Annotated in this window: 25 protein-coding genes; 8 read left to right on the top strand and 17 right to left on the bottom strand. The window is 36.9% G+C overall.

The window, feature by feature from the left end:
• Nucleotides 1–48: 48 nt before the first annotated feature.
• From HCO57_RS10090 to HCO57_RS10055, 8 genes are all read right to left on the bottom strand, one after another.
• Complete coding sequence (locus HCO57_RS10090; RefSeq protein WP_167988933.1) at nt 49–813, bottom strand: SH3 domain-containing protein; 765 nt, start codon at nt 811–813, stop codon at nt 49–51.
• A complete protein-coding gene (locus tag HCO57_RS10085; RefSeq protein WP_167988932.1) occupies nt 810–2,603 on the bottom strand; it encodes a BatD family protein in 1,794 nt (597 codons plus the stop codon). Before HCO57_RS10085 ends, HCO57_RS10090 begins: the two co-directional genes overlap by 4 nt.
• A complete protein-coding gene (locus HCO57_RS10080; protein ID WP_167988931.1) occupies nt 2,603–3,493 on the bottom strand; it encodes a tetratricopeptide repeat protein in 891 nt (296 codons plus the stop codon). Before HCO57_RS10080 ends, HCO57_RS10085 begins: the two co-directional genes overlap by 1 nt.
• On the bottom strand, nt 3,486–4,532 hold the full coding sequence (locus HCO57_RS10075) for a vWA domain-containing protein (RefSeq protein ID WP_167988930.1): 1,047 nt from the start codon (nt 4,530–4,532) through the stop codon (nt 3,486–3,488). The genes HCO57_RS10080 and HCO57_RS10075 overlap by 8 nt, the downstream gene beginning before the upstream one ends.
• Entirely contained in the window at nt 4,533–5,531 is a 999-nt protein-coding gene (locus HCO57_RS10070; protein WP_136950430.1) for a vWA domain-containing protein, read from the bottom strand. It lies immediately after the preceding gene.
• Nucleotides 5,531–7,171 (bottom strand): BatD family protein, encoded by a 1,641-nt coding sequence (locus HCO57_RS10065; RefSeq protein ID WP_245167578.1) that lies wholly within the window; start codon nt 7,169–7,171, stop codon nt 5,531–5,533. Before HCO57_RS10065 ends, HCO57_RS10070 begins: the two co-directional genes overlap by 1 nt.
• A 6-nt stretch (nt 7,172–7,177) precedes the next feature.
• On the bottom strand, nt 7,178–8,044 hold the full coding sequence (locus tag HCO57_RS10060) for a DUF58 domain-containing protein (RefSeq protein WP_167988929.1): 867 nt from the start codon (nt 8,042–8,044) through the stop codon (nt 7,178–7,180).
• Between the two features lie 72 nt (nt 8,045–8,116).
• Nucleotides 8,117–9,118: an AAA family ATPase gene (locus tag HCO57_RS10055; RefSeq protein WP_167988928.1), complete on the bottom strand. Its 1,002-nt coding sequence runs from the start codon at nt 9,116–9,118 to the stop codon at nt 8,117–8,119.
• Between the two features lie 162 nt (nt 9,119–9,280).
• Here HCO57_RS10055 and HCO57_RS10050 point away from each other — a divergent pair, with 162 nt between their 5' ends.
• The 3 genes from HCO57_RS10050 to HCO57_RS10040 are packed head-to-tail and all read left to right on the top strand — an operon-like array spanning nt 9,281 to nt 12,039.
• On the top strand, nt 9,281–10,147 hold the full coding sequence (locus HCO57_RS10050) for an aldo/keto reductase family oxidoreductase (RefSeq protein ID WP_317171145.1): 867 nt from the start codon (nt 9,281–9,283) through the stop codon (nt 10,145–10,147).
• Entirely contained in the window at nt 10,148–10,906 is a 759-nt protein-coding gene (locus tag HCO57_RS10045) for an SDR family NAD(P)-dependent oxidoreductase (protein ID WP_167988926.1), read from the top strand.
• Entirely contained in the window at nt 10,903–12,039 is a 1,137-nt protein-coding gene (locus tag HCO57_RS10040; protein WP_167988925.1) for an ATP-binding protein, read from the top strand. The genes HCO57_RS10045 and HCO57_RS10040 overlap by 4 nt, the downstream gene beginning before the upstream one ends.
• On the opposite strand, the gene HCO57_RS10035 is transcribed toward HCO57_RS10040, so the two are convergent.
• Nucleotides 12,036–12,980 carry a carbohydrate kinase family protein gene (locus tag HCO57_RS10035; protein ID WP_136950436.1) on the bottom strand — a complete coding sequence of 315 codons (945 nt, stop codon included), beginning with the start codon at nt 12,978–12,980 and terminating at the stop codon, nt 12,036–12,038. The two genes, HCO57_RS10040 and HCO57_RS10035, sit on opposite strands and share 4 nt — an antisense overlap.
• Nucleotides 12,981–13,103: 123 nt before the next feature.
• On the opposite strand from HCO57_RS10035, the gene HCO57_RS10030 reads away from it, so the two are divergent.
• Both HCO57_RS10030 and HCO57_RS10025 read left to right on the top strand, forming a co-directional pair.
• Nucleotides 13,104–13,832: a metallophosphoesterase gene (locus HCO57_RS10030; protein ID WP_167988924.1), complete on the top strand. Its 729-nt coding sequence runs from the start codon at nt 13,104–13,106 to the stop codon at nt 13,830–13,832.
• 59 nt (nt 13,833–13,891) lie between these two features.
• Nucleotides 13,892–14,893, top strand: coding sequence for an acyl-ACP desaturase (locus HCO57_RS10025; protein ID WP_167988923.1), 1,002 nt, complete (start codon nt 13,892–13,894; stop codon nt 14,891–14,893).
• A gap of 37 nt (nt 14,894–14,930) precedes the next feature.
• Here the strand turns inward: HCO57_RS10025 and HCO57_RS10020 are convergent, their stop codons facing one another.
• The 7 genes from HCO57_RS10020 to HCO57_RS09990 all read right to left on the bottom strand — a co-directional run bounded on the left by HCO57_RS10020 (nt 14,931) and on the right by HCO57_RS09990 (nt 20,802).
• Nucleotides 14,931–15,587, bottom strand: a complete 657-nt coding sequence (locus tag HCO57_RS10020) for a hypothetical protein (protein WP_167988922.1) — start codon at nt 15,585–15,587, stop codon at nt 14,931–14,933.
• A gap of 22 nt (nt 15,588–15,609) precedes the next feature.
• Nucleotides 15,610–16,530 (bottom strand): OmpA family protein, encoded by a 921-nt coding sequence (locus HCO57_RS10015; protein WP_167988921.1) that lies wholly within the window; start codon nt 16,528–16,530, stop codon nt 15,610–15,612.
• Between the two features lie 343 nt (nt 16,531–16,873).
• Nucleotides 16,874–18,427, bottom strand: a complete 1,554-nt coding sequence (locus tag HCO57_RS10010) for an aldehyde dehydrogenase family protein (protein WP_167988920.1) — start codon at nt 18,425–18,427, stop codon at nt 16,874–16,876.
• Between the two features lie 55 nt (nt 18,428–18,482).
• Entirely contained in the window at nt 18,483–18,854 is a 372-nt protein-coding gene (locus HCO57_RS10005; protein ID WP_136950442.1) for a DUF1304 domain-containing protein, read from the bottom strand.
• 3 nt (nt 18,855–18,857) lie between these two features.
• Nucleotides 18,858–19,397 (bottom strand): 3-hydroxyanthranilate 3,4-dioxygenase, encoded by a 540-nt coding sequence (locus HCO57_RS10000; RefSeq protein WP_167988919.1) that lies wholly within the window; start codon nt 19,395–19,397, stop codon nt 18,858–18,860.
• 126 nt (nt 19,398–19,523) lie between these two features.
• Nucleotides 19,524–20,027 carry a CAP domain-containing protein gene (locus tag HCO57_RS09995; protein WP_167988918.1) on the bottom strand — a complete coding sequence of 168 codons (504 nt, stop codon included), beginning with the start codon at nt 20,025–20,027 and terminating at the stop codon, nt 19,524–19,526.
• A gap of 244 nt (nt 20,028–20,271) precedes the next feature.
• Entirely contained in the window at nt 20,272–20,802 is a 531-nt protein-coding gene (locus tag HCO57_RS09990; RefSeq protein WP_167988917.1) for a CvpA family protein, read from the bottom strand.
• 56 nt (nt 20,803–20,858) lie between these two features.
• Between HCO57_RS09990 and HCO57_RS09985 the strand changes: the two genes are divergently transcribed.
• Entirely contained in the window at nt 20,859–21,215 is a 357-nt protein-coding gene (locus HCO57_RS09985; protein WP_136950607.1) for a hypothetical protein, read from the top strand.
• Here the strand turns inward: HCO57_RS09985 and HCO57_RS09980 are convergent.
• Nucleotides 21,212–22,210 (bottom strand): NAD(P)H-dependent glycerol-3-phosphate dehydrogenase, encoded by a 999-nt coding sequence (locus tag HCO57_RS09980; RefSeq protein ID WP_167988916.1) that lies wholly within the window; start codon nt 22,208–22,210, stop codon nt 21,212–21,214. The genes HCO57_RS09985 and HCO57_RS09980 overlap by 4 nt on opposite strands.
• A gap of 124 nt (nt 22,211–22,334) precedes the next feature.
• Between HCO57_RS09980 and HCO57_RS09975 the strand changes: the two genes are divergently transcribed.
• Nucleotides 22,335–23,249 carry a nicotinic acid mononucleotide adenyltransferase gene (locus HCO57_RS09975; RefSeq protein WP_167988915.1) on the top strand — a complete coding sequence of 305 codons (915 nt, stop codon included), beginning with the start codon at nt 22,335–22,337 and terminating at the stop codon, nt 23,247–23,249.
• 255 nt (nt 23,250–23,504) lie between these two features.
• Nucleotides 23,505–25,082: a SulP family inorganic anion transporter gene (locus HCO57_RS09970; RefSeq protein WP_167988914.1), complete on the top strand. Its 1,578-nt coding sequence runs from the start codon at nt 23,505–23,507 to the stop codon at nt 25,080–25,082.
• Nucleotides 25,083–25,085: the final 3 nt, after the last annotated feature.

Raw genomic sequence — 25,085 nt, 5'->3', positions numbered from 1 at the left:
GTGATGGCTAAAATATAGCCCTGAAATGGAAAGATAGTTAATTATAAATTAAAAATCCTTCAATAATTTAATGGTATTAGATTGTACCCAGCCTGTTTGGCCATCTGCAATCTTAACTTTAAACCAGCCATTTAGTTTTTCTAGAATATTCACCTTAGTGCCCTCGTGTAAACTAAAAACACGCTCACTTTGGGTGTTCGGTTCTGTGTTTACTACAATTTCTCGTTTTAAAACAATAGCCGGATTATCCTTCTTAAACGCATCATAAGAGAAATAGGCAAGAGTAACAGTAGCAACACTTAAGAATATGGCTACCATAGCTCCAATAAAAAAGATTCGTTTTTGCGTGGCGTATGTACTGCGATAGTATAAAATATAAAGGATAACAAAACTAATGGATAGTAACACGGCAAAGAGTGCCCAATTATCGTATGTGAATAAGGATAGAGTACTATCTCTAAAACGAGCCATAGCGGTTTTAGGCATGGCTTCTATAGCATCTAAACGCATGTTTTCTGCATAGGCTAAATTATTTTGAATCTCTTGGTCTTTTGGATTTAAGAGTTTAGCCTTTTCATAATAATAAATGCTGAGTCCAATCTCGTCCAGTTTGTAATAGCAATTACCCATGTTAAAATAAAGTTCTGCAGAATGCTTGCCATTGTCCAAAATGGTTTCATAGTGCTCCAAAGCCGTGCTATAATTTCCTTTATTATAGGCTTCTGTTGCCTTGTTAAAAAGAACTTCGTTTTGGGCAAATGCGCTTAACCCAATAAAAAGAACAAATAATAAGCTGCTTACAATCTTTCTCATAGTTGCTTATCCATTTGTGATATTACCATACTTGCCTTTTCAAAGTCTTCTTGCATTTGTACATTACTTGCTGGGCTATACCTAGCAAGTTCACAACTTTTTAAAAGCGCAATAAACTTTTCTATTGTAGCATCATCAACTTTCTTTGCAGTAAGTAATTCGGTTATTTTATCCTTGCTAAACTCAGAAGTTTCGATTTTTAATTTGGCTTTAAGATAGTTATGCAAAGCTTTTTCTAAAGCAACATAGAAACCATCTTTGTTTTTGAGTTCTTTTTTAGCAGTACCCAAATATTTTTTGGCTAATCTATTAGCATTACGCAATCTAGTACCTTCTACATCTTGCGCACGCGCATCTCGTTTTTTGGTCAGTAGAATGAATAATGGAATTGCTGCTAAAGGCCCTAATAACAATATATAGAATAGTGTAGAACCAAAAAATGGGGCTTTAGTTATGCTGGTAAAATTGGGATTTACCTTTATAAAATGAAACTGGTTGCTTGCATTAATTGCAATTTTCTGAACGCTGTTGGTTTTAGCTGCACCAGCTATAGCATCATTAGGAGTAGGCCCTTCTATTACATTCACCATTATTTCTTCTGAAGCTATGGTTTTGTATTGCTCTGCTTCTGGGTCAAAATAACTGAATTCAATACTTGGTATAGGATATTTGCCTTTATATGCAGGGACAATGGTGTAGTTGTTTTTTACGTTACCCTGCATACCGTTTGCATAGGTTTTTACACTTTCCTTATATTCTGGCTCGTATACCTCTAAAGCGCTTGGTAATTCGGGTTCTGGTAACTGAAAAAGTTTTAAGTTCCCTTTACCCTCTACCGCAACAGTAGCTTGCAAAGATTCAGATGCATTTAGCTGTGTTTTATTGGTATTTACTGTAAAAGAAAAATTACCCACAGCACCTCCAAAATTAGCGGGCTTACCATTTTCTGGTAGTGGTTTAACATTTAATGTACGTTTGCCAGCGGATACAGATTTACTAGCCTGAGCGTACATGCGTCCTCCAAAAAAATCACGTTTGCCAGTAGGCACTTCAACGAAAACTTCTAAGGATAGGGGTTCAATATCTAATTTACCAGCTTTTTGTGGGTACAGTACTACACGTTTTAAAACTACACTACGATAAGGCTTATTTTTATACGTAGTGTTGATGGTATTGTACTTAGTTACAGGGATATCTTGACTCCAAAAGTTGTTGTATTTAGGACTGTCTACGGGTCTAAAATTAGTCACTGAAATATTGGGGTCAATGTATAATTTGTAAATCACCGTAACAGCTTCGTTTAGATAAGGGCTTGCTTTAGAGACTTCTGCAACCAGATGCAGGCTTTCATCCGCAATATCATCCGCAGTTTTAGGGGCATTTGGATTGTCTACAGCATCCGTGACTATAATTTGTTTTTGAAGCGTTTTATAGGTTTCACCATCTATTTGTATGGTGGCTTGCTCAATTGTAAAGCTTCCTTTTTCTGTAGGCTTTAAAATGTAGCTATACGATTTAGAAAAGCTTCTTTTACCGTTTATCCAAGAAGATTTAATAGATTGAGAAGGGCCCATTACCACTTGGAAGCCATTAAAATTTGGAGGTGTAAAATTATCGCCATCTTTGTTCATGATAAACTCCACCCGCAATCTTTCATTTACACCTAGTTTTTCTTTACTCAATTTAACTTCAAAGCTAATGCCATTGTCTGTCTGAGCATAAGAAAGACTACCTACCATAAGCGCTAGGAAAACAAATACGTACCGATAAATGCTAGAAACTAATTGCATTACCAATCTTTTTCGTTTTTAATTTTTTGACCTTTGACTTTCTTGGCATCTATTTTTTCTTGAACCTTTTTCTCTTCATTTTGCATGGCTTCTAGCAAATTTTGAATTTGCTGTTTAGATAATTGGTTGGGTCTTGGCCGTTCTTTGCGCTCAGGCTCTTCTCCTGGGTTAGGTTGCTTTTTTTGTTCTTCTTTTTTATCGCCTTCTCCCTCCTTATTTTCTTCTGGCTTTTCTTGGCCTTTGTCTCCTTGATCTCCCTGGTCTTTATTTTGGTCGTCTTTTTGCTCCCCTTCTTTATCCTTGTCTTGGTCTCCGTTTTGGTTTTGGTCTTGATTTTGTTCTTGGTTGTCCTTGTTTTGGTCTTTATTTTGGTCTTGGTTCTGATCCTGATTTTGGTCGTTTTTATTCTGGTCTTGCTCATTTTTAAGCATTTCCTTGGCCAAGGCTAAATTATAGCGCGTTTCATCATCCGTAGGGTTATTTCTTAAGGCTTGCTTGTATGCTTCTACAGCTTTTTGGTATTCTTTTTGTCGCATAAAAACATTCCCCATGTTGTGGTAAGATTTATGCTTGGTTTCCTTGGCTTCTGCTTTTTCTCCGGCTTCTTTAAAACGGGTAAAAGATTCTGCCATAGCATTACGATTGTAGTATGCTCTACCAAGGTTATATGGAGCAGCGGCATTAGCTTCACTCTTAGAAATAGCTTTACGGTATTCTGCCTCGCTCGCAACAAAATTGTTTTGACTTAATGCCTTGTTGGCATCATACGTAATGTTCGTACTTTCTTTAAGTAGTTTTTTGTTTTCTCTTAAAGTTTGGGTGTCCTCCTGAGCATTTACTATGGTAGTCACTAGTCCCAAACCTATAAAAAGTACCTTAATCTTATTCATTTGCATCTTCATTAAAAAGGTTCAACTTTTTTAACCACTGTGTTTTACGGTCTAATAGAAAGATGTCTAAAAATAAGAAGAAAAGTGCAAGGGCAACAAACCATTGAAATTGGTCTTTATACTCAGCAAATTGTTTGGCTTCAAATTCTTTCTTATCCATTTGGGCCAATTCTTCTTTAATAAAATTTACGGCATCTTCTGTATTATCACCGTTAATATATACACCATTACCTTTCTGGGCAATCTCTGTAAGAACGGGTTCATTAAGGCGGGTAATAACCACATCTCCTTCATTATTTTTTTTAAGACGTTCTACAATGCCATTTCTTTTAATTGGTATTGGTGCCCCCTTACTTTTGCCAACGCCAATGGTGTATACTTTTATACCTTGATTAATAGCGTTTTCTAATGCATCAATTGTATTGCCTTCAGAATGATCTTCACCATCAGAGATGATAAATAGAACTCTATTGGTTTGTTCTGCATCATCAAAATAGGTGCTTGCTAAATCTATGGCAGAGTTTATTGCGGTACCTTGACTAGAAAGCATATCTGTGTTCATACTTTGTAAAAACATTTTGGCTGCTCCGTAATCAGTGGTTATAGGTAGTTGTGGATAAGCTTGACCAGCATAGGCGATAATACCAATCCTGTCACTTGCTAATTGATTTATAATTTCTGAAACTAAACGTTTCCCTTTTTCTAAACGGTTGGGCGCAATATCTTCTGCTAACATACTTTTAGAGACATCTACGGCAAAAACGATATCTACACCTTCTCTTTTAACGGTCTCTAATTTGGTGCCTATTTTTGGGTTTGCTAGCGCGATAACCAAACATGTAATACCTAGCAACAGAAAAATAAGTTTTAAGGTAGATTTAAATAAAGAACGGTCTGGCGCCAAACGTTTAAGCATGGGGGTATTTGCAAAAGCTTTTTGCTTACTTTTTTTCCATACTTGAAGCATCAAAAATAACAGGACCATAACAGGTATAATCCCCAACAGATAGAAATATAAAGTTTCATCAAACTGCACCATCTAAATAAAACTTTTAAATATTGTTGAACGTAATATCCACTCTATTAGTAACAAAGCGCCTGCCAAAAATAATAAGGGTCTAAATTTTTCTTCGTATTTGTAGTATTTAAACTCTTCTATCTCTGTTTTCTCTAGCTTATTAATTTCGTTATAGATTTCTTCTAATTTTTCATTGTCTGTCGCCCTAAAATATTTTCCACCTGTAACTTCTGCAATATTCTTTAGTAGTTCTTCATCTATCTCTACTTGTCTCATGCCATACTGAAAAGAGCCATCTCTTTTGTAGCCAGTAGGTGTAATCGCATTTCCGTTGGTACCTAAGCCAATGGTGTAGGTTTTAATTTCATATTCTACCGCTAAATCAGCAGCAGTTTGGGGTTCAATAAACCCACTATTGTTTACGCCATCTGTTAGCAAAATAATCACTTTGCTTATTGCTTTACTCTCTTTTAATCTATTGACAGAGGTGGCTAAACCCATACCAATGGCTGTACCATCTTCTAACTGGCCATACCTAATTTCTTTTAAGGCGCCTAAAACAATAGACTTATCACTAGTAATAGGTGTTTTAGTATAGCTTTCCCCGGCATATGCCACTAGGCCTATACGGTCATTGGGTCTCTTTTTGATAAAATCTGCAGCTACTTCTTTTAAGGCTGCCAAACGATTTGGCTTTAAATCACGTGCCAGCATACTAGAAGATACGTCTATCGCCATTACTATGTCTATACCTTTTGTGGTTTTAGTACGGGTAGAGATATCTTCTGTCTGTGGTCTTGCCAGAGCGGTAATGATACTTGCTAAAGCCAAAAGGCGTAAAGCAAGTAAAACAGGTCTTAACTTAGACCATATACTAGTGGTTTTAAATGCATTGGTACTAGATAGCTTTAAAGAAGCGGTCTGTTTTTTATGGGTAAAAACATACCACACAACAGCTAGGGGTAATGCTAAAAGCAGCCAAAAGAACTCGGGATTTGCAAACTCTATACCTTTAAACATCACATCTCCGTTTTAACATCGACCGTAGCCAAAATCCGTTCTACAATTTGTTCTGCATAAGCATCGCCTTCTTCCCAAGTAATATATACCTGTTGAGTAAAACCTTTTCCGCCAAAAAGTAGGCCTGTAAATTTAAAACGCTTATTATTCATTGGTCCTTCTCCGGTATACTGACCAGTGCCGTAAATTTTAGCACCAGGTTTACCACTTTTTGTATAGAACTCATCTTCTTTAGGTAAAATGTTTTTAATTCCATTCTTTTCTAGAGAGCCTAAGAAAGCGCCTACACCAGCCTCCATATCTGGTTCTATCTGTTCTTTATAAAGGGTGCTGTTAACAGTGATGGAAAACAGGCTTAGGTAGTTACCGTAGGCAAAGGTTCCATTGGTTTGTATTACCTCTTTTGCATCTTCTGGAATCGCTATTTCTTTGCGGATTAAAACCTCTGGTGTTTCTAATTCTATTGCAGGTACACCATAGTGGCTTTTTACCCATTCCTTTTCTAATAATTCTTTAGTGGGGTAGCCAAATAGGGTGTCTTTGACGGTTTTAAACCCAAAGTATGCTACAGATATTCCGGCGCCTAATACCAATAAGCCTGCTATAACGCCAATACCTATATAAATGCGTTTCTTGCGTTTTTCTGCTGCGTAAGCTTCTAAGTATGCTTCATTTTCTAATAAATCGTCTTCTGTTGGTTCTGGCAGGGCTTCTTTGGTTTTGACAACAATTTTTTCAACAGCGCTTCGGTCAGATTCTGCAATGGATATATCTGGTTTAGACTTGGCAAATTTTACCAAATCTGCGGTCTGTAATACTTTTTTAAATTGAGTAATGGTATCATCATCTAAGCTAAGCTCACCAGCATCTTTTAATAACTCTAAGCGTTCTATAAGTTGGTCTGTGGTACTTTCCATGGCAGAAATATGCACATCTTCTTCTAAGTAGGCCCGTACAATATCTGTAAGTTCAGAGTAGTACTTTTTGTATTCATCTTGGATAAGATATCTTGAATTCTCTAACTCTTTCAGTTGTTTTAAGGCGCGGTCATATGGAGGTAGTAAAGCAATTTTTTCTTCTTCGGTAAGTGGTTTTTTGCGTAGAACAAACCAATAAAAAAGAGCTCCAAGAATGGCTAATGCTGCTAGTGCAAAAATTATATATTTTAGGATGTTAGTATAACTTTTTTCTACCTGTACTAAGGGCTTAATGTCGTACATTTTTTGTTTGGTAGTATCTACAGCAACATCGGCAACTTTTATACGGAAAGAATCTGTAAAAAAAGGTTTTTCGTCTATGGCAATACGTTGGGGTGGTATGGTGTAAGTGCCGCTATCAAATTGCGTTAGTGCATAAATACGTTGTAGAGTAACCCTATCTTTCTTTTTAGTAGTGTCTATTTTTAAAGCCTCCACCATTTCTAACGGAGAAAATGTTTGATCTTCTGGAAAACTGACCAAGTTTAAAGAGTCTGTTTCTACCGTGATGGTGTATTTAATTTGCTCCCCTATTTTAATGTGGGTAGAGTCTACAGCAGCAGAAACTGTGGAAGACTGTGCTTGTGCAAAGATAAAAGTGCACAAAAGAAAACTGCACGTAAGCAGGCTAGTAAATTTAATATGTGTAGTGGCTAACTTCATGTCTTTCTATCCCCTGTTCTTAAAATAGCCCAATAATTTTTTTACGTAGCTCTCGTCTACTCGGCAACTGATGGTGCCACTGCCAGATTTTGTGAATGCGCTTTTAAAATAATCTGAGCGCTCTACATGGTACTTGCTATACTCATTTCTAATCTGTTTAGAACTAGTATTTATCAACTTAGTAGCTCCAGTTTCTGCGTCCTTTACTTGTATCATTCCCAAGTTAGGGATATACTCTTCCTTTTCGTCATAAACACGGATGCCTGTAACATCATGCTTATTCCCAGCAATTTTAAGTGTATCTGCATAGTCTTCAGCAATAAAATCTGATAGCACAAAAACAATCGCCTTTTTTTTCATGACGTTACTCAAGAACTTTAAAGCTTCTGCAATATTGGTTTTATTACTTTTAGGCTCGAACTCTAATAACTCCCTTATAATTCTTAGAATATGACTTCTGCCTTTTTTGGGTGGAATAAAAAGTTCTACCTCATCAGAAAAAAGAATAAGACCTACTTTGTCATTATTCTGCAAAGCAGAAAACGCTAAGGTTGCAGAAATCTCTACTAAGATTTCTTTTTTAAATTGATTAGCAGTACCAAACAATTCTGAGCCACTCACATCTACCATGAGCATCATGGTTAATTCTCGCTCTTCCTCAAAAACCTTTACAAATGGCTCGTTGTATCTAGCTGTAACATTCCAGTCAATGGAACGTACATCATCTCCAAATTGGTATTGGCGAACCTCACTAAACGTCATACCCCTTCCTTTAAAGGTAGAATGGTATTCTCCACCAAACACGTGGTCTGATAAGCGACGTGTTTTGATTTCAATTTTTCGTACCTTTTTTAGAAGTTCTTTTGTATCCATAGAGCGTAAACAGTGTTGGTAAATAGATTAACATAAAACACGAATCCAATAGCCGTGTCAGCTTTTAAACTATTAAGGTACCTCTACTTGGTTTACTATTTTATTGATGATTTCTTCTGAAGTAATGTTTTCTGCTTCAGCTTCATATGTGATGCCTATTCTGTGACGCAAAATATCGTGCACTACAGCCCTAACATCTTCTGGAACTACATAACCACGTTGCTTAATAAATGCGTAACATTTAGATGCCGTAGCTAGGTTAATACTACCTCTTGGAGAAGCGCCAAAGCTAATAAGTGGTTTTAGCTGTTCTAAATTGTATTTCTCTGGATATCGCGTAGCAAAAATCAAATCAAGAATATACTTTTCTATTTTTTCATCCATGTAAACCTCTTTCACAGCTTTTTGAGCACTTAAAATTTGGTCTACGGTAACCACGGGGTTAACGACAGTTTTAGTACCGCTAAGATTTTGTCTAATTATTAACTGTTCCTCTGTAAGTTTAGGATAATCTATAACAATTTTAAGCATAAAACGGTCTACCTGTGCTTCTGGCAAAGGATATGTGCCTTCTTGTTCTACAGGGTTTTGTGTAGCCATAACTAAGAACGGCGCCTCTAATTTAAAGGTCTCATCCCCAATAGTTACTTGCTTTTCTTGCATAGCTTCTAATAGTGCAGACTGCACTTTAGCAGGAGCACGGTTTATCTCATCTGCTAATACAAAGTTGGCAAATATGGGGCCTTTTTTAATAGAGAAATCGTTCTCCTTCATATTGTAAATAAGCGTACCTACAACATCTGCAGGCAGCAAATCTGGTGTAAATTGTATTCTACTAAAGCTACCTTTAACCGCTTTAGATAAAGTGTTAATTGCCAGTGTTTTTGCAAGTCCAGGAACACCTTCTAACAAAATATGCCCTTGACCTAAAAGGCCAATAAGTAGGCGCTCTACCATATGTTTTTGGCCTACGACGACTTTGTTCATCTCTTGCTTAAGCAAGTCTATAAACGCACTCTCCCGAGCTATTTTCTCATTTACGGCAGCAATATCTATCGTAGTATTTTCTTCCATATGCAACTGTTGATTAACGTTAATCTATCCAGAAATTTAACATTCCGCAAAATGAAAATTAATTTAAAATCGCTCTGTTAATAATTGGTTAAAATAAGTTCTAAAGCCTTAGTTTTGGCAAGGATTTAAGGTAATAATCACTAATTTTCTAAACCTATGCCAATGAATGTTAAATACTCTAAAATATTTGCTGGTACCATGACGTGGGGTAGTTGGGGCAAACAATTGACCAACACCCAAATGGTAGATTTAATACAGCATTGTTATACCAACAACATTACTACTTTTGATCATGCCGATATTTATGGGGACTATGGAAACGAACAGCTTTTTGGTTCTGCTTTTAAGGAGGCTGGTATAGCAAGAGAGAATATACAATTGGTATCTAAATGCGGTATACAAATGACTAGCGGTCGAACCAATAAGGTAAAACATTACCAGTATGATGCTGCTTATATTATTTCTTCCGCAGAACGCAGTTTAGCACGATTACAAACCGATTATTTGGATTTGTTTTTATTACATAGACCAAGTCCTTTATTACACCCAGAAGAGGTATCTAAAGCAATTAATACGCTTAAAGAACAAGGGAAAATAAAACAGTTTGGGGTGTCTAATTTTAATCCTGCACAGATAGCTGTAATAGAAAAAGAGGTTAAGGTAGAGGCAAATCAGGTAGAATTTTCTCTAACACATTTAGACCCTATTTATAACGGCACTTTTGATGATTGCTTGGCAAATAATAGAATGGCCATGGCATGGAGTCCATTAGGTAGTTATTACAGGGAGGATACTGCGCAAAACAATAGGATTAAACAAGTGCTTGCTAGTCTAGCAGAAAAGTACAATGCAGATGAAAGTATGTTGCTTTTGGCTTTTTTAATAAAACACCCAGCGGGTGTATTTCCCGTAGTAGGGACTGCGAATAAAGAACGGCTAGTAAATTCTTTAAACGCAGCAGCAATAGATTTAGAATTACAAGATTGGTTTTTACTTTTAGAAGCATCTCAAGGAAACGAAGTACCATAAATGGAAAAAACTGTATTAATAACTGGTGCTACCAGTGGTATAGGGAAAGAAACTGCTAAGTACTTTGCGCATAAAGGCAATTTTAAGTTGATTCTTTGTGGCAGAAGAACGGAAAGGCTAGAAAGCTTAATGCAAGAACTTAGTCCTAAAACTGCGGTTACTACTTTATCTTTTGATGTTAGGGACAAGAAGGCTGTGTTCCATGCAATTGAAAATCTGCCAGATGCATTTTCTGAAATAGATATACTTATAAACAATGCTGGAAATGCCCATGGATTAGACCCTATACAAAGGGGTAGTATAGATGATTGGGATGCTATGTTAGATATTAATGTTAAGGGCTTATTGTATGTAAGTAAGGCCGTTATGCCACAAATGGTTGCCCGTAGGGCAGGTCATATAATTCATATTGGTTCTACGGCAGGTAAAGAGGTATACCCAAACGGTAATGTGTACTGCGCAAGTAAACACGCAGTAGATGCTATTAACAAAGGGATGCGTTTAGATTTAAACCAATATGGTATACGTGTGGGTGCTATTAACCCAGGTTTGGTAGCAACAGAGTTTAGTGAAGTAAGATTTAAGGGCGATGAAGAACGTGCATCTAAAGTGTATCAAGGTTACCAGCCCTTAAAACCAGAAGATATTGCAGATATTATCCATTTTGTGGTAACCAGGCCCTACCACGTAAATATTGCAGATTTGGTAGTGATGCCCACCGCCCAAGCTAGTTCTACAGTGATAAATAAAAACGTATGATTAATAAACGTCTCCTCATTAAAAACCTATTGGCGCATAATGATGAGAATAGTTTCTATGATAAAAAACGTTTTATATCTATTGGAGAAAAAGAAGGTAAGGCTAAGTTTCTAAAACACGTTTGTGCACTTGCTAATAGTAACCCTAAAAATAACTCCTACATTGTCATTGGTGTGGAAGATGCAGATAATACTATTGTTGGTGTAGATTTCTTTGATGATAGTAAAATACAAAACCTAGTTAACGCCTATTTAGACAATCCGCCATTAATAGCCTATGAAAATATACCCTTTCCACATTTGCCAGAAGGCAAGGTGGTGGGTCTTGTAACCATTACTAGTAACGGTAGGGTTTGTTCGCTAAGAAAAAATATTTGGAAGTATTACGGAGGTTCTGTGTTTTTTAGAGAAGGTAGTATAAGCTTGCCTAAAGTTTTTGATATTGAGTTAAAAGATATTAATTCAGACAAGGTAGCCACACTAGAACAACATGCGCGTAACAATATAGAACTAACCTTAGATGGAGTCATAGATTTTATCAACCATAAACATCCAGATTTAACAAGCAATTACAAAGTGTTTAAAGAACAATTTGTGGTCTGTTGGGCAGGGAATACTAAAAAAGTAAAAGACCAAACCTATTATTCTAGGGTAGATATAGAACTGATAAATGAGCAGGTAAAATTATTTTATTCAGCCTTAGATGAGGTTTCTATTCATTATAACGATGATACGTTTAATATACTAGAGTATGTACAATTAGGTCTAGGAAAAGATCAAAAATATTACCAACTAGAGGAAGTTACTATAAGGTTTTTTGAAAATGGAAAGTATAAAATAACAAGCAATCTTTTATTTGAGCCACCACAGTACGATAGAAAATCACTCTATCACCTATACAATAGCACCAATGCCTTACTTCAAAAATTATCAAATAAAATCACCTTAAACAGTTCAGAAAAAAAAGATTTAGAGCACCTACCAGATACTTTGTTAATCTGTTATTTAAATGGTTTTGAAGAGGCTAAAGACCAAATGGAAAAGGCTAGACCAGAGCTTAAAACCTACGATAAAAACATTTATCTGGAGCTAAAAGAAGCCTTACGAATTATTAGAAAAGTAAAATACAACTAAACTGCCAAATCTTCTAAAGTGGGTAGCGCAGCGATTGCGCCAAACTGCGTTGTAGTAATAGCACCCGCCTTGTTAGCCGTTTCTACCATAGCTGTGAGGGCATCAAAATCTTCTAAGATTGCTTTTGGGTTAGGCAATTTTGCTATTTGGTACAAAAGACAGCCTATAAAAGCATCTCCAGCCCCTGTAGTATCTATAGGATTCACTTTAATACTAGGTATCGTAGTTTGCCTTTCTGCCATACTTACATAAGTACCTTCTTTGCCTAGCGTTACCGTAATAATTCTTGCGCCAGCCTCATGCAGATAGCTACATGCATCTGCTACTGTTGCTTTACCAGAAAGTAAAAGTGCTTCTTCTTTACTGAATTTACATAGGTGAGATTTTTCTATAAAACCTTTGCATTTGGTAATGAATTTTTCTTCTTTCTCTTGCCACAAATCACTTCTATAATTTGGGTCAAAACTAATGAAGCAATCTTTAGTAATCCCATCAAAAAGATAGTGGGTGTAGGCTTCCTCCAAATTTCCGCCCAGTAGCGCCGTTGCCGCTCCAAAGTGTAGCATGTGCCCTTGAAATTTAGTTCTAAGGCTAGAATCGTACTTTAATTCTTTATCAGCGCCTCTAGAAAAAACAAAATCACGTTCCCCATCTTCAGCAATAGAAACAAAGGCCATGGTGGTAAATTTTTTAGTGCGCTGAGCGTTACTAATATCCACGTGTTCATTGGCCAAGACATCTAATAAAAATGTACCAAAAGGGTCTTTACCAACCGCACCAACAAAACTACTTTTGCCTCCTAATTTTGCTATGGCGCAAGCAACGTTGGCTGGGGCACCACCTGCTTTTTTTGTAAATTCATTGGCCTTACTCAAATCACTTCCTTGGTGTTCCGCTACAAAATCAATTAGCAATTCGCCTACACAAAAAATCTTTGTCATCACCTTTGGTATTAGGCTTGCAAGTTACATAGAAAATTAATCCAAGGGTATTCTGTGAAACTTTACCTTAATTTTTCTTAGTTGACCGGTATTGTTTCTAATATTGTTACAAAGATTAGAGTAATGAGAACATTAGTTATAGGCGATGTACATTCTGGTTTGCGTGCGGTAGAGCAGGTTTTAGACCGTGCCGCAGTAACCGCAGATGACCATATAGTATTTTTAGGGGATTACGTAGATTCTTGGAGTGATGCTTTTGAAACCATAGCCTATCTAATACAATTAAATACTACGCATAATTGCACTTTTATACGGGGTAATCATGACGAGTTGTGTTTAGATTGGTTAGTTGAGGGCAAAGATAACCCTACTTGGTTATTACATGGTGGGGCAGCCACTAAAGCATCTTACGAGAAAAGAGAAAGAGCAGCGTGGGAGTCGCATATTCATTTTCTACAGGAAGAACTGGTAAATAATTGGGTAGATAACAATAACAACCTTTATTTACATGCAGGGTTCACCAACTTAAAAGGAATTGAGCACGAATATTTTGAAAAAACTTTTTATTGGGATAGAACTTTGTGGGAGCTTGCACAAGCATTGAATCCAGAATTATCTGTAGAAGACCCGCGCTTTCCTAAAAGACTAATCCATTATAACGAAATATTTATAGGGCATACCCCTATTTCTAAAACGGGTTTAGCAGTACCTAAAAGTGGCGCTAATGTTTGGAATGTAGATACAGGTGCTGCTTTTATGGGAGCCTTAACAATCATGGATGTTGCAACAAAAGAATATTGGCAAAGTGACCCCGTGCATACCCTTTATCCTGGAGAAAGAGGTAGAAATTAGGATAAAAGATAGTTGATGTTACATAATTTATTGGGAACTTTACCAAAACAGAACTAGTTATGTCTTTGAAAAATATACGATTGGAAGTGATGCAGGCCATAGAACCTAAGGTTGCAGGTTTTATGGATAAGTATCTTATGCCGATTGAAAAAATATGGCAACCGACAGATTTTTTACCAGATTCGCAAAGCGATACTTTCTTTGATGAAGTAGAGCAAATTAGAGAAGAAGCTAAAGAATTAGGATACGATTTCTGGGTTACTCTTGTAGCGGATACCATTACGGAAGAAGCTTTGCCTACCTATGAATCTTGGTTAATGGACGTGGAAGGTGTGGACCAGCATAGCGAAATGGGTAAAGAGAACGGGTGGTCTAAATGGGTACGTGCTTGGACAGCAGAAGAAAATCGTCATGGAGATGTGCTTAATAAGTATTTGTATTTATCTGGAAGGGTAAATATGAGAGAAATAGAAATTACTACCCAGCATTTAATTGCAGATGGTTTTGATATAGGAACAGATAGAGATCCCTATAAAAACTTTGTATATACTACGTTTCAAGAACTAGCTACAAACATTTCTCATAAACGTGTAGGTAAACTGGCGAAGCAAAAGGGGAATGCCCTATTAGCAAAAATGTGTAACATCATTGCTGGGGACGAAATGCGTCACCATTTGGCATATCAAGAGTTTGTGAAAACTATTATGGACCATGACCCTAGCGGTATGGTGTTGGCTTTTGCAGATATGATGAAGAAAAAAATTGTAATGCCAGCACACTTTTTAAGAGAATCTGGCGGTAGTATAGGCGAAGCTTTTGAGCAGTTTTCTAACTGTGCTCAGCGTTTAGGTGTATATACAGCACAAGATTATATAGAAATCTTAAAAAAACTAAATAGTGCTTGGGAGATAGAGAATTTAAGAGAATTGTCTGACCAGGCGGAGCGTGCTAGAGACTATTTGGTAAAGTTACCAGACCGTTTACAACGTATCTCTGACCGGATGAAGGTTTCTATGGACCCTTATCATTTTAAATGGGTAGAAGCCAACGGAATGTTATAATAAAAAAACCGGGTCTTTTAAACCCGGTTTTTTGTTTTTAAAGTTTGCCACCTTTATGCTCGTCTTGCCATTTTACCAATTCTATCCATTTACCCTCATAAGCCATCTTTGCCTGTAGAGGCCAAGAACCGGGATTGTGTATACGATAGCGTTCCCCGCCAGAGTTTAATACTTCTTGGCATTTTTCAATAGGAGTTTCTGATAACTCCTTCCAGGTTTTAATGCCAAAATTATGGAACAAACCTTCAATTTTAGGTCCAATACCTTCTACAATTTTTAAATCGTCTTGCTTAATTTTTTTACCGTATGCAGCCTTTGCATCGGCTGCATTAAAGGCTAAACCAGTTACTGCACCAGCAGCTAATGAGCTTACTACGTTTGTAGAAGCAGCAGATTTTAATTTGCCTTGGCAAAGGTCTAAGTCGGTTTTTAATTTGGCGTTTTCTGTTTCTAATGCCTTTAGGGCTGCACTGTGGTCTACTACTGGCGTATTCGCAGTTGCATTGAGTTTGGCATTAGCCGCATCTAAATCTGCCTGTAATTTACCGTTTTTAGATTTCCAACTATTAAGTTCTTCAGTGTTATCTATAACTTCAGTCTTGCTGTTCCCTTTACCTAATAAATAGCCAAGAAGGGCACAAATGGCACCTACTAAAAGAGGAATTATCCAGCACCAGATATTATCTAAATTCATTTTTTAAAGTTTAAGGTTTGTATTATTTAAGTGTGATAACGGTTCTTCTATTTTTGGAGCGGCCTTCTTCCGTAGCATTATCCGCAATAGGCTCATCCGGTCCTTTAGATTCAGAAATGATCTTATTTGCAGGTATACCATTACGAACCAAATAAGATTTGGCAAAATCTGCTCTTTCTTGTCCTAAGGTTATGTTGTTAATACGGTTACCTGTATTATCTGTATGGCCAACAACATCGCACATTGCACTGGGTACCTTATCCAAATACGTACCTATATCAGCAATTTTTTGCCGTTGAGTAGCGGTTAAATTAATTGTAGCTTCACCAGTATTAAAATATAATACAAGCGGATTGTCTACAATCTTATCGTGTAATGCTTTTAAATCTTCTGCACTCGTTTCTTTTTTTGCAGAAATAGTATAGGATAATGGGCCGTAATAAATGTTATCTTCAGAAGGTATCATTTCTTCCTTCAAAGTCCCTGCTATTGTAGTTTGGGAAGATGGAACGCCAAGGTTTACCAAGTAATTTTTTACCGTATTAGCTCTTGCCAGTCCTAAGTTGGGCCATGCAGAAGTATTGGTTTCACTGTCCTTGTAAAAGCCAGTGATGGTTATGGCCTTTTCTGGATGCTCAGTTAGGTAGGATTTTAGAGAACTGCTTGCTTCTGTTAAGGATGGAGCTAACGGCTCTAAATAATTGGCAGAAGAAGCGCTAAAATTAAAGTTCTCTTCTTCGTTTAATTTCCAATCGCCATCGGTTAATGCAAAAGGGTACTTTGTGGCTTCGGGGGTTTCGGGCATCGTTACTTCTTCTACCTTATCTGTGGTTGCATTATTTTGGTCAGAAGCCATGCAACAGCTGCAAAAGTTAAAGTAGAGAAAAATACCCAGAATAATAGTGATAAGAATCCCTATTATGTAGGTTAGATTTTTAGACATGTGTATAATAATTAGTGTTCTACTTGGCAAATTATAAAAAAACCAAATAATAAGTTAAAAACCTGAACAGAAATTATTAAATAACAGGGAGTTAATGTAAAATTCACATTGAAAAATCCCTAAATATTATAGTAATGTTGGGATTTTAACCATTTATACAAATTCTTATACCAACTATAGCTTTGGGCTTTAAAATCAAGGAATTATAGAGGACATTTGAAATAGTAAAATAAAACCCTATTTCTCCCGACGAAGTTCCGGCATTGAAATAGGGTTACTATGATTAAGTTTGAGTTAGTTAAGTTGGTAAAATCGCCGTACGCTAGTATGGCGATTTTTATTTTTACAAATCGAATTTAATTCCTTGTGCCAACGGTAACTCGGTAGTATAATTTATAGTATTTGTTTGTCTGCGCATATACACTTTCCAAGCGTCAGAACCACTTTCACGTCCACCACCAGTTTCTTTTTCTCCACCGAAAGCGCCACCAATTTCTGCACCCGATGTACCAATGTTAACATTGGCAATACCACAATCACTACCAGAGGCAGCTAAAAAGCGTTCTGCTTCCCTTAGGTTATTGGTCATAATGGCAGAAGATAATCCTTGTGCTACATCGTTTTGTATCGCGATAGCTTCTGTTACATCTCCACTGTATTTTAATACGTATAAAATAGGAGCAAAGGTTTCTTCTTGTACAATTTCAAAATCGTTTTTAGCTTCTACAATAGCCGGCTGTACATAACAGCCACTTTCAAAGCCAGTTCCAGAAAGCACTCCCCCTTCAACCAAAACAGTACCGCCTTCGCTCACTGCTTTTTCTAAAGCCTTTTGGTACATGTCTACGGCAGTAGTATCTATTAGTGGACCTACATGGTTATTTTCGTCCAAAGGATTGCCAATACGCAATTGCTGGTATGCTGCAACAATAGCCTCTTTTACTTTATCATAAATAGCTTCATGAATAATAAGTCTTCTGGTAGATGTACAACGTTGCCCAGCAGTACCTACGGCACCAAAAACGGCACCTATAACGGTCATTTTAATATCTGCATCTGGCGTTACAATTATGGCATTGTTACCACCAAGTTCTAATAAAGATTTACCCAACCTAGCGGCTACTTTTTGCGCTACAATTTTTCCCATCCTTGTAGAGCCAGTTGCGGAAACTAAAGGTACGCGTTTGTCTGTAGAAAGATATTCGCCTACGGTGTAATCTCCATTAACCAAACAGCTAATACCTTCTGGTAAATTGTTTTCTTGGATTACAGCTGCCATAATGTTTTGACAAGCAACACCACATAATGGTGTTTTCTCAGAGGGTTTCCAAACACATACGTCACCACAAATCCAAGCCAAGGCCGTATTCCATGCCCATACCGCAACAGGAAAGTTAAATGCAGAAATAATTCCTACAATTCCTAAGGGATGATATTGTTCATACATACGGTGTCCAGGACGTTCAGAATGCATGGTTAAACCATGTAATTGTCTAGAAAGACCAACGGCAAAATCGCAAATGTCAATCATTTCTTGTACTTCTCCCAAACCTTCTTGGTAAGACTTACCCATCTCAAAAGAAACTAATTTACCCAAAGGTTCTTTCAGTTCTCTTAGTTTATCGCCAAACTGTCTTACAACTTCTCCGCGTTGTGGTGCGGGTACAGTTCTCCAATGTTTAAAAGCATTTTGAGCCTTTTCCATCACTTTTTCGTAATCCTCTTTGGTAGTAGTGGTCACCTTGGCAATTAAACTGCCATCTACGGGTGAGTATGAAGCTATTTCTGGACCGTTACCAAAAGAAGAAGTGCCGGTAGAGGTTCCCTGATTTATATCTGAGATACCTAATTGTTTTAAAGCTTGATCTATACCAAAAGCAGTTGCAATTTCTGACATTTATAACTTTTTTAGAGTGAATTGTTACAAAAATACAAAGTTTACCTAGATGAAGTTAATAGAACATCTCAAAAAGATAAAACAAGATGCCTAATAGTGCGGGTAAACCTTGTACCTTAAATATTTTTATAGAAACAGTGAATGCGCCATATATACCAGCGATAACTACACAACTAAGAAAAAACAAGGCTATGTTTACTGCCCAAAAAGGGTCTGTTACAAGTAAAGACCAAAGCAAGCCTGCGGCTAAAAAGCCATTATATAAACCTTGGTTGGCCGCCATGGATTTTGTTGGTTCAAACAAGTGGTCTGGAAAATTTTTGAACACTCTTTTAGCCTGGGTGGTCCAGACAAACATTTCTAGCCAAAGAAAATAGAGGTGTAGCAAAGCCACCAATAGAGTTAGTATTTTGGCTGTTATAAGCATAGTCTATTCTTCAGCAACAAATCTTGGGTCAACAGGCATTACCGTTCCGCAATTGTTGCAGGTACGTAAACTTTCGCTCCCATAAAAATGCTTAAAATGTTTTAAAAAATCTTTTTCAATATCATTGAGGGTAAAATAGGCTTCGTACAATTTGTTATTGCAATTATCGCAAAACCATAAAAGCCCATCTTTGCCCTCTAGATGGTTACGCTTTCTTTCTATAACTAGGCCTATAGAATTTTCATAACGGACCGGAGAGTGTGGTACTTTTGCAGGGTGCAGGTACATGTCTCCTGGGCCAAGTTCCATGGTTCTTTTTTTACCATCTTCTTGTATATGTACCTCAATATTACCTTCTAATTGGTAAAATAATTCTTCGGTTTCATTGTAATGGTAATCTTTACGAGCGTTTGGGCCTGCAACAATCATTACAATATAATCCCCAGCATCTTTATATAAATTTTTATTTCCTACGGGGGGCTTAAGCAGTTCTCTATTTTCTTCTACCCACTTAGTTAGGTTAAAAGGAGCTTTAATGGCCATACTTTTTTTAGGAAAGGTACAAAACGTTTAGCAAGAGCCACACAAAAAAAGAGAGGTCTACACCAGACCTCTCCACTACACTTAACTTAAAAACACTTGATATAATCTAAAACAACATATCCAAAATTATAATTTGTAAAAGATTTGGGTAAAGTATAATTCACCACCCGCATCTTGTACAATACTCAACGTAGCATGGGTAAAATCTCCTTCTATAGTATTCTTATGAGAAGGACTAGCCAACCATCCCTCTAAACAATCAGAAAGCATATTGTATTTTCTGGCAACGTTTTCACTAACAGAAGTTGCATTGGTTAATTTGGCAACTTCATTTGCTCTCAATTCAAAATTTGTATGACTTAAAGCATCTTCTTTAATCATAAATTCATTGTGAGACTTAGCTAAATTGTAAATAGCTTTATTTAATTCTAACTCAGGAAGTCCAACAGAAACTCTATGGTTGTTAACCATGGCAAAAAGTGCCTCTTCATTATCAGATAACATTAAGTTTACGGATTTACCTACGGTTTCTTCTGTGTATAATGCTTCCTCTTCTTCTACGGAAATAGGCGCACTGCAAGAGGCAAAAAATACTATGCAAAGAATCAATAAGGGGGTAAACTTTTTCATTTTTCTTGTGTTTCGTTTTCGTTGGCACGAATGTATTGCCTAATGTTTCCGAATCATGAAATAATCCTTAACCACCCGTTTTTTTCGATAAGGTGTAAGTTGAAGAACAATAAGGGCTCATCGACAAACGGCATAGGCTTTTAATCGATGAAATGCGAATTTTGTAGGAAAGCCCCTGTTATATATGCGTTTTCGGAAGTAATTGAGAATAGGAACGTTATAAAAAAGGATGCTAATTATATACTTAAAAGGATAATTCCTCGTTGTTGGGTTCTTTTTCTGGAGTTTCTTCAGGTTCCTTAAATACCTTGCTAAAGACTAAAGCTCCAATATCTTTTACCGGTCCGTACAATATGGAATCTGTTTTGGTTTCTTTATTAATAAAGTTAAAAGAAGATGTGGCTCGCTCAAAAAACACCAGTACAGCTCCTATGATTACGGCTACTTTTAAAGCACCGAAGATACCGCCAGCAATTTTATTTGAGATACCCAACATAGCAAAATCTGCTACTTTGGTTAATAATTTACCTGCAAAATGTACCAGTAAAACAATTATGATAAAGGTGATTATGAAAGAAGCAGTTTTAATGTATTTGGTGTCCCACTCCATGTTCTGATGCATATAGTCTGCAGCTATGTAACTAAAATGGATAGCCCCATAAATACCAGCAATAAGAGCTACTAAAGAAGCTAACTCTATAAAAAGTCCGTTTTTAAGACCTTTATATAAACCCCAGATTAAGAGCAGGCCTAATACAATATCTAAAAAACTCATGGTTTGTGTTTGAGCAAATATACTATTTTGGTTCTTACCTTTGTCTTTTTGTTAGTATGGGTAGAAATGAGGTTTTAAAAGAAAGATGGGAGCTGTTGGTACAACGTTTGTCTGCAAAGTTTGCAGACGGGGACGTACTAGATTTAGATGGTATCATCTATTTGGTAGGTGTACAAGAATTAGGGCAACTGGGACGTAGATTTAAAAAAGATGAAAAATTAAATCTAATGCATATTGCTATTTGTAGGCTTTTGGAACCCTATGGTTATTACGAGTTTGACTTTTTTGATGCAGACGGTTGGCCACATTATAAAATTAAAGAAGAACTCCCCAACCTAAAGGCAGGTGAGCAATCTGTTTTAATGAAAGAAGCTTTAGTAAACTATTTCTTAGAAAAAGAATTCATAGACTAATCTAACTTGTCCGTAAGCTTTTTAAACGTTTTTTTGGCATCTTTTTGCTCATATAGAATACCGTAAACCGCATTGATAATAGGAGTTTTTGACTTTTTTTCTATTTTACTCATAAGTAAGTGAGCACTTTTGGTTGCGTAGTACCCTTCTGCAACCATGTTCATTTCCATCATAGCGCTTTTAACAGTATAGCCTTTACCAATCATATTACCAAACATGCGGTTTCTACTAAAAACAGAATACCCCGTTACTAGTAAATCACCTAAATAAGCACTATCATTAATGTTACGCTTCATCTTGTGGACTTTACCAATAAAACGTTTCATCTCCCTTATAGCGTTACTCATTAGCACACTTTGAAAGTTATCTCCGTAGCCCAGGCCATGCGCAATCCCAGCAGCTATGGCATAAATATTCTTAAGCATAGCAGCGTACTCGGTGCCAATGATGTCATCAGAAATTTTAGTTTTTATATAATCACTGCTCAAATCTTGTGCTATATCCGCAGCTTTTTGCTCATCCGAACACGCAATGGTAAGGTAAGATAGCCGTTCCAAAGCAACTTCTTCTGCGTGGCAAGGTCCTGTAATTACCCCTATTTGGTCATAGGGAATAGCATAGGTATAATGAAAATGTTCCCCAACAATGTAGCCGGTCTCAGGCACAATACCTTTGATGGCAGAAAAAATAATCTTATCGTTTAAAGGAAGGGTGAGTTTCTTTAATTCTGATGCTAAAAATGCAGAAGGGATAGCAAAAATGAGTATCTCCGCATCTTTGACCGCTTCATTAATATCATTAGTGAGTTGTAGTTGTTCCGTATGGAACTCTACAGAACTAAGGTAATTGGGATTGTGCTTTTCTTTTTTAATATGTTCAGAAGCGTAAACACTGCGCATATACCAAACAAATTGTTCTTGGGTTTCTGACAACATTTTGGCAATAGCTGTAGCCCAGCTACCACCACCTATTACTGCATATTTTGTGCTACTCATAGTACTATTTCGTATTTCAAAGGTAATCAACCAAACATCAATTGTGTTATTGGTTGATTATGTTACTGTTATGCATTTTGGCACAGTCCTTGGTTTTACAAAGTAAATCAATAAACGAAAACACATGGGAACAAAGAAATTACTTTTAGGATTATTAGGACTCGTACTCCTTTCTTCTTGTTATACAGAAGTTATTTTAGATGAGGACTATATTGTAGAATCTCCATTTAACACAGATGCAGCTCTGCAAGATTTTGACTTGTGGTATGTAGATATCAATGCCACAAACGGGAGTGGAGAGGTGCCATTTTTACAAAACGCATTTACCCTTACGTTTAGGAACGGTGTTGTTTATGCTAATAATAACATAGTAGGTCTGGGAAAAACAGGGAATGGATTGGGCGTGGACGTAGGTAGCTATGCTACAGGGAGTGGGCAAGTAGAAGTGAACCATGATGTTTATGGTACCTATTATTTAGATATTTATGTTGTAGGCGATAACCGTATGGAATTGTACAGCCCAAGTACTAGAACTAGTTATTTTGTAGATGGTTACCAAAGAAATAGATTTGATTACGACCGTTTGTTTTATGAAAATCTAGATTATTTTTTACAAGAGTACGAAGCTTGGGAGAAAACTTATACAAGTGAGGCAGGAGCGCTAAATGAGTTTGACGAAGAATCTTACTTAAGGTTCTTTGGGGGTGATGTTCTAAATTTTCAGTCGTCTAAAGATGCTCCAGGTACACACCCAGATAATCTATATTGGGATTACGAAGGAGACTACCGTGTGTACAACACTAATGATATCGATTTAAAAACTTTAACACTCGATTATGACTATCTGGGCAATGAATACTTTGAGTTTTACGTTATTGATGATAGTACGATAGAGTTGTACCATGTAGATAGCCAAACGGTGTACGAATTTAGTGGAAGAGGCTACATACAATATTTAAAATCTGATGATAAAACGGGCAAAAAACGCAGTAAATCTAATTACGGAAAAATGAGCGTGACCCGTCAAAGAAGTCTGTAAGGCGCTAATATCCTTGCCGACTATATAAACGTTTTTTGGTTGGTTATTTAGTTAGAAATCGCCTCGATGCAGCTATAAGTTTGCACGGGGCGGTTTTTTTTAGGAGTTTTATTAGTTGCTTTCTGATTTATCTTTATGCTAAATGTGTTATAAATGTCTAATCATGATGTTCTTAGATTATCAAATTCTTAAAAATGAACCCATTTCTGGCTAAACCGCCATTTAGTAGTAATTTTGCCGGCTTAATTAGGAAACATGAAAAAGTACCTAAACCTTTTCGATTTTAGTCAGAAAGTAGATTATAAAACAGAAATACTATCAGGATTAACGGTGGCATTAGCGTTGGTTCCAGAAGCAATAGCTTTTGCATTAATTCCGGGTTTTTCACCACTAACAGGATTATACGCCGCTTTTGTAATGGCTTTGGTGACTTCTATTTTAGGGGGTAGACCAGGAATGATTTCTGGTGCTACCGGCGCTGTTGCTGTAATTTTTGTGGGTTTAATTTTAGAATTAAAGAATACCTTTCCGGGCATTGTGCCCATGACCATTTTAAATTACACCTTTGCCACGGTAATTCTTGCAGGGACCTTGCAAATTTTAGCCGGGGTACTACGCTTGGGTAAATTTATCCGTTTGGTACCGCAACCGGTAATGTTTGGTTTTGTAAATGGTTTGGCCATTATCATTTTCATGGCACAGTTTCCTAATTTTTATAATAAAGAAACAGGTCAATTAATGACGGGTAGCCCCATGTTTATAATGTTAGGTTTAACATTGCTAACCATGTTGATTATCTGGGGACTGCCAAAATTAACCAAGGTTGTACCCTCGTCTTTGGTAGCGATACTAGTAGTTTCTGCCATTGTGCTTGGCTTTGGAGTGAATACCTTAACGGTCGCTGATATTATGAGAGAAGGGGAAACCATTAAAGGTGGATTTCCGCCCTTGTCTATTCCGCAGATACCCCTTACTTGGGCTACATTTAAAATAATTATTCCATACGCTGCAATTGTTGCAGGCGTTGGACTTATAGAAAGTTTGCTAACGCTAAATATTGTTGATGAGATTACCCAGACTAGAGGTAGGGGTAATAAAGAATGTGTAGCACAGGGTATTGGTAATATTTTTTCTGGATTTTTATCTGGAATGGGTGGTTGTGCTATGATTGGCCAGAGTTTAATTAATACATCATCTGGTGCTAGAGCAAGACTTTCTGGTATTACAGCAGCGGTGATGCTATTGGTGTTTATCATGTTTGGCAGTAGCCTTATTGAACGTTTGCCAATGGCAGCGCTTGTAGGTTTAATGTTTATGGTAGCTATTGGCACATTTGAGTGGGCCAGCTTTAAAACTTTTGGTAAAATGCCAACCTCTGATGTTATTGTAATGGTTTTAGTGACCTTAATTACGGCTATTACACACAACTTAGCAGTTGCCGTGTTATTAGGAGTAATTATTTCTGCACTTGCTTATTCTTGGGAGAATGCAAAGCGTATCCGTGCTCGCAAGTATGTAGATGAGAATGGGGTGAAGCATTATGAAATCTACGGACCACTTTTCTTTGGTTCAACAACTTTATTTGCAGAGAAATTTGATGTGCAGAACGACCCACAAGAGGTGATTATTGATTTTAAAGAGAGTAGAGTAGCAGACATGTCTGGAATAGAGGCATTACATAAAATTACCGAGCGTTACGCTAAGGCTGGTAAAAAAGTACACTTAAAGCATCTTAGTAAGGATTGTAGAAGGTTATTGCAGAACGCTGATAGTATTATAGAAGTAAACGTTTTAGAAGACCCAACATACAAAGTAGTTTCTGATACTTTTTAAAAG

Origin of the sequence: Croceivirga sp. JEA036 (assembly GCF_011882165.1) — a bacterium.
Taxonomy (GTDB): Bacteria; Bacteroidota; Bacteroidia; order Flavobacteriales; family Flavobacteriaceae; genus Croceivirga.
Note: the sequence above shows the minus strand (reverse complement) of the source record. Positions and strands in the feature narration are given on the sequence as shown.

Coding starts and splice junctions, on each gene's coding strand:
- HCO57_RS10090 (WP_167988933.1), bottom strand. CDS start 813: ATGAGAAAGATTGTAAGCAGCTTATTATTTGTTCTTTTTATTGGGTTA.
- HCO57_RS10085 (WP_167988932.1), bottom strand. CDS start 2,603: ATGCAATTAGTTTCTAGCATTTATCGGTACGTATTTGTTTTCCTAGCG.
- HCO57_RS10080 (WP_167988931.1), bottom strand. CDS start 3,493: ATGAATAAGATTAAGGTACTTTTTATAGGTTTGGGACTAGTGACTACC.
- HCO57_RS10075 (WP_167988930.1), bottom strand. CDS start 4,532: ATGGTGCAGTTTGATGAAACTTTATATTTCTATCTGTTGGGGATTATA.
- HCO57_RS10070 (WP_136950430.1), bottom strand. CDS start 5,531: ATGTTTAAAGGTATAGAGTTTGCAAATCCCGAGTTCTTTTGGCTGCTT.
- HCO57_RS10065 (WP_245167578.1), bottom strand. CDS start 7,171: ATGAAGTTAGCCACTACACATATTAAATTTACTAGCCTGCTTACGTGC.
- HCO57_RS10060 (WP_167988929.1), bottom strand. CDS start 8,044: ATGGATACAAAAGAACTTCTAAAAAAGGTACGAAAAATTGAAATCAAA.
- HCO57_RS10055 (WP_167988928.1), bottom strand. CDS start 9,118: ATGGAAGAAAATACTACGATAGATATTGCTGCCGTAAATGAGAAAATA.
- HCO57_RS10050 (WP_317171145.1), top strand. CDS start 9,281: ATGAATGTTAAATACTCTAAAATATTTGCTGGTACCATGACGTGGGGT.
- HCO57_RS10045 (WP_167988926.1), top strand. CDS start 10,148: ATGGAAAAAACTGTATTAATAACTGGTGCTACCAGTGGTATAGGGAAA.
- HCO57_RS10040 (WP_167988925.1), top strand. CDS start 10,903: ATGATTAATAAACGTCTCCTCATTAAAAACCTATTGGCGCATAATGAT.
- HCO57_RS10035 (WP_136950436.1), bottom strand. CDS start 12,980: ATGACAAAGATTTTTTGTGTAGGCGAATTGCTAATTGATTTTGTAGCG.
- HCO57_RS10030 (WP_167988924.1), top strand. CDS start 13,104: ATGAGAACATTAGTTATAGGCGATGTACATTCTGGTTTGCGTGCGGTA.
- HCO57_RS10025 (WP_167988923.1), top strand. CDS start 13,892: ATGTCTTTGAAAAATATACGATTGGAAGTGATGCAGGCCATAGAACCT.
- HCO57_RS10020 (WP_167988922.1), bottom strand. CDS start 15,587: ATGAATTTAGATAATATCTGGTGCTGGATAATTCCTCTTTTAGTAGGT.
- HCO57_RS10015 (WP_167988921.1), bottom strand. CDS start 16,530: ATGTCTAAAAATCTAACCTACATAATAGGGATTCTTATCACTATTATT.
- HCO57_RS10010 (WP_167988920.1), bottom strand. CDS start 18,427: ATGTCAGAAATTGCAACTGCTTTTGGTATAGATCAAGCTTTAAAACAA.
- HCO57_RS10005 (WP_136950442.1), bottom strand. CDS start 18,854: ATGCTTATAACAGCCAAAATACTAACTCTATTGGTGGCTTTGCTACAC.
- HCO57_RS10000 (WP_167988919.1), bottom strand. CDS start 19,397: ATGGCCATTAAAGCTCCTTTTAACCTAACTAAGTGGGTAGAAGAAAAT.
- HCO57_RS09995 (WP_167988918.1), bottom strand. CDS start 20,027: ATGAAAAAGTTTACCCCCTTATTGATTCTTTGCATAGTATTTTTTGCC.
- HCO57_RS09990 (WP_167988917.1), bottom strand. CDS start 20,802: ATGAGTTTTTTAGATATTGTATTAGGCCTGCTCTTAATCTGGGGTTTA.
- HCO57_RS09985 (WP_136950607.1), top strand. CDS start 20,859: ATGGGTAGAAATGAGGTTTTAAAAGAAAGATGGGAGCTGTTGGTACAA.
- HCO57_RS09980 (WP_167988916.1), bottom strand. CDS start 22,210: ATGAGTAGCACAAAATATGCAGTAATAGGTGGTGGTAGCTGGGCTACA.
- HCO57_RS09975 (WP_167988915.1), top strand. CDS start 22,335: ATGGGAACAAAGAAATTACTTTTAGGATTATTAGGACTCGTACTCCTT.
- HCO57_RS09970 (WP_167988914.1), top strand. CDS start 23,505: ATGAAAAAGTACCTAAACCTTTTCGATTTTAGTCAGAAAGTAGATTAT.